This window comes from Saccharopolyspora sp. (assembly GCF_017434145.1).
GTDB classification, from domain to species: Bacteria; Actinomycetota; Actinomycetes; order Mycobacteriales; family Pseudonocardiaceae; genus Saccharopolyspora_C; species Saccharopolyspora_C galaxeae.
In genome coordinates, this window is the sequence record NZ_JAFRFW010000197.1 from 1 (window position 1) to 3,819 (window position 3,819).

A 3,819-nucleotide genomic window follows, 5' to 3' on the forward strand; every position below is an offset into this window, starting at 1 on the left:
CGGAGACCACCTTTTGCGGGCCGCCGAGGCCCACTCGCAGATCTTCATCAATCCCGTCGCCGAAGCGCTGTACCCGGTGTGCGAGGTCGACTCCAACGGAGACCTCCTCGACGGCAGCGCGCACGATTACCGGCTGACCTTCGAGGCGGGATCGCTGCCTCCGGTCCGCGCGTTCTGGTCCCTGACCGCTTACCACGCGAAGGGCCTGCTGGTGGCCAACGAGACCGGCCGGTACGCCATCAGCGACCGCACAACCCGGCTCACGTACCGCCCGGACGGGTCGCTGACCATCGAGATCAGCGCCGCGCGACCTGACACGACGGCGAACCGGCTTCCAGTGCCCGCGGGGCCGTTCCGCCTGATGCTCAGGCTCTACCGACCGACGACCACGGAGTGGGATCCACCACCCGTAATCCCGATGCTCCTGCGAAAGATGCCTTGATCTGTCCACTCATCACCCGCAGCGACATGTCGGGGCGCGCCCCCGATTGCCCAGATGCTTCCGCCCGGACACATCGCCGCCACCACCGGCAACGAGCCAGCACTAGACACCCTCATACCGCGCCCGCTAACCGAAAAACGTCGGCCACCGCGCCGCAGTCGCCCTACGAGCACGCGACCTCGACCATGACGGCGCCACACCAACCGACACCTCTCGTCCTCCCGAGCCCGACGGGGATTTCGCCGCCTCCGCGGGAAAGCCGGTGCCAGCCACACATCAGCGCCCTCCCATCCGTTGAACTCCCTTCGGGGCGATCTAGCGCTCGAGCAGGATGCGGGCGGGATCCGGCTACGTGGCCCGCTATGCAGATCGAGCTGGGAACGGCAGCAAGAGAGGTTACGATCGCCGCATGGAGACGCGCATTGCGCGGATCCGCTACGCAGCGGGACTTGAGTCCCCTCGGACACAGAATTACCTCACGGGTTTGACCTTGGGGAGCCCGGACCTCAGCTGAGGCGAGACTACGGTCTCGCCTCAGTCGCGTCGAGGGTGGTTTTCGCAGCTCATCAGCTATACCGGAAGGCCAGCTGTGTTTCGCTGGGTGGCAGCGCCGCGCCGCCTGCGCCTGGAGCTACGGGCGTTCGCGAAATCCGTCTCGAATCGGGTGAGAGCAGCCGCGTGTCCATCCCCGTCGAGCGCGAGCACCTCCAGCACTACGTCCCAGACCTGGGATGGTGCTTCGATGGCGGCCCGGTCGGTGTCCACATCGGATCCTCGTCGCGGGATATCCGCCTGCACGCGGAGGTGGAACTGCCGGGCGAACCCATCAGCCGGCCGCTCACGGCGTGGTCCACCTTCGGGGAGTGGCAGCAGCACCCACAAGCCGGCCCCGCGTTGCTCGACTTGATCGACCACCGGGGCGGTGTCCGCGGCCGCATGGGCGACCTGTTGAGCGAGCCCTCGGGCCAGCAGGCCGTTCTCGGCGCACCCCTTCGAACGTTGCTCGAGTTAGCCGGTTTCCCCGCCGACGAAGCCGACATCGAACGCCCACTCAAGGAAATGTCCTGACCCCACGACGCCCGGCCAAGTACCGGCAGCCATGCGGTAAGTGACATGAGGGGCGGGCCTAGACCAGGCCCGCCCCGACGTGCTGACACTGCTCAGCCAGTTCGGACCACTGAAGCACGCAGCACTTATTCCGCGCGCTCGCGATCTGCTTGGTGTCAAGTGATCGACTCGACCACATCGACATGATCGCTCGGCGGACGTAGTCGTGTTCCCGGGTCGCAGTGCTGCGCCCGGCTCCAGGAGCGCCAAGTAACCGCAGCTTAACTCACACCGGCGCCCGGTCCTTCCGAGGTCGAGGCGCCGGCGTGCCCGCGCCGGGTCGGGTTCGTCTCGCCCGAACTGCCTTGATCAGTCCAGTATGGCTGGTGACCGTCAATAGGACGGAAACCTGGCCCCGTTCAACGAAACCGTCCGTTATTCCGGATGTCTTCGTTCGGAAATCGCCGATGGCTGGAATGGTCCCCATCAGCAGCGACGAGGCGCTCCCTCGAATTCCTGCTCCTGGAGGACCAATGCCCGAAATGCATTTCCGAGTGCGTTGGCCGGACGGTGCGGTCCAGCGATGCTACTCCCCATCCACGGTCGTCGAGGACTACCTCGAAGCTGGTGGTGTCTACACCGTCGCCGACTTCGTCGAGCGGAGCCGACGGGCGCTGGAGATCGCCAGTGATCGCGTGCGGGCCAAGTTCGGCATGGGCTGCACCGCCGCGGCCGGTCAGCTGGCCGAGATCACCGCGACCGCCGACGGCCACCGCGCCGACGACCGGGTCACCGTCGAAGCGCTGATTCGCCCGCCCGGGAGGACGTCATGACCCTCACCGACATTCACTACCCGGTCGTGGTGGTCGGCGGCGGACAGGCCGGACTGTCCGCGAGTTACTGCCTGCAGCAACGGGGAATCCGGCACGTGGTGTTCGAAGCCGAGCAGCTGGGCCACGACTGGCGGTCCCGCCGCTGGGACTCGTTCTGCCTGGTCACACCGAACTGGCAGTGCGCTCTGCCGGGCTTCGCCTACAAGGGCGCGGACCCGGACGGCTTCATGGTGCGAGACGAGATCGTGGCTTACCTGGAGAGTTACGCCGAGTCCTTCGGTCCGCCGCTGGTCGAAGGCATGCGCGTCACCAGGCAGCGGCGCACCGAGACGGGCACGTTCCTGTTGGACACCACTGCCGGGGAGCTCACCGCCGAGCAGGTGGTCGTCGCCACCGGCGCCTACCACGTGCCCAGCACACCGCGCATCGCCGAACGCGTTCCGGCCCGGATCACGCAGCTGCACTCGGCTGATTACCGCAGTCCCGATGCGCTGCCGCCGGGCGATGTGCTGGTCGTCGGCAGCGGCCAGTCCGGCGCGCAGATCGCCGAGGACCTGCACCTCGCCGGGCGGGGCGTGCACTTGGCGGTTGGCAACGCGCCTCGGGTGGCGCGGTTCTACCGCGGGCGCGACTGCGTGGCGTGGTTGGACGACATGGGCCACTACGCCAAGAACATCGACGAGTTCGCCGATCCTGCCCAGGTGCGCATGCGGGTCAACCACTACGTCACCGGGCGCGATGGCGGGCGTGACATCGATCTGCGCCGGTTCGTGTCCGAGGGCATGCGGCTCTACGGTCATCTGCTCGATGTCGGCGACGGCACAGCTGGTTTCGGCGGCGACCTGAAGTCCAACTTGGACTCCGCGGATCAGGTGATGGAGTCCATCAAGGACGCGATCGACGCCTACATCGATGCGCGTGGCATCGACGCTCCTGCCGAGGCTCGGTACGTGCCGGTGTGGGAGCCCGATCCGGCGACCCCTCCGTGCGAGTTGGACCTGGTCGCAGCGGGGGTCACCTCGATCATCTGGTCCACCGGGTTCCGGCCGGACTACACCTGGATCGAGATCCCGGTGTTCGACGGTCGCGGCTACCCGACGCACTGGCGCGGGGTCACCAGCGCTCCAGGCCAGTACTTCCTCGGGGTGCCCTGGCAGGACCCCTGGGGGGCCGGCCGGAGGGACGGCGTTGGTCAGGACGCGCACAACCACGCCGAGCGGATCGACGCGGCCCGCCGCATTACCGACGTGTGCGGCACGCTGACCGGCCCGCCGTCGCTGTCCACCGCACCCCTGATGAGTTGAGGAGAACGGTGAACGACCGACTGGTCGTCGACGCCCACCGGCACCTCGGCGTGCTGCCCGCATACCCCTTCTACGGTGGACCGGCCATCAACCCCGATACCACCGCGCGGGCGACCGTCGACCAACTACTGTCCGATTTGGACTCCGAGGGAACCGAACGGGCCCTGGTGCTGCCGAACTACGGCGTGCCGGA

General features: G+C 67.5%; 4 protein-coding genes and 1 pseudogene. All 5 read left to right on the forward strand.

Annotated features, from left to right (window positions below):
• Nucleotides 1-442: DUF1214 domain-containing protein (locus IJH84_RS05425; RefSeq protein WP_295141018.1), on the forward strand; the 442-nt coding region annotated here is incomplete at its 5' end.
• 549 nt (nt 443-991) lie between these two features.
• Nucleotides 992-1,510, forward strand: coding sequence for a fibronectin type III-like domain-contianing protein (locus IJH84_RS05430; protein WP_295141021.1), 519 nt, complete (start codon nt 992-994; stop codon nt 1,508-1,510).
• A 512-nt stretch (nt 1,511-2,022) separates the two neighbouring features.
• Nucleotides 2,023-2,322, forward strand: coding sequence for an MSMEG_0570 family nitrogen starvation response protein (locus IJH84_RS05435; protein ID WP_295141024.1), 300 nt, complete (start codon nt 2,023-2,025; stop codon nt 2,320-2,322).
• Complete coding sequence (locus IJH84_RS05440) at nt 2,319-3,626, forward strand: MSMEG_0569 family flavin-dependent oxidoreductase (protein ID WP_295141027.1); 1,308 nt, start codon at nt 2,319-2,321, stop codon at nt 3,624-3,626. The genes IJH84_RS05435 and IJH84_RS05440 overlap by 4 nt, the downstream gene beginning before the upstream one ends.
• Before the next feature lie 8 nt (nt 3,627-3,634).
• Nucleotides 3,635-3,819: pseudogene (locus tag IJH84_RS05445) on the forward strand (amidohydrolase); the annotation flags it as partial.

Coding starts and splice junctions, on each gene's coding strand:
- IJH84_RS05435 (WP_295141024.1), top strand. CDS start 2,023: ATGCCCGAAATGCATTTCCGAGTGCGTTGGCCGGACGGTGCGGTCCAG.
- IJH84_RS05440 (WP_295141027.1), top strand. CDS start 2,319: ATGACCCTCACCGACATTCACTACCCGGTCGTGGTGGTCGGCGGCGGA.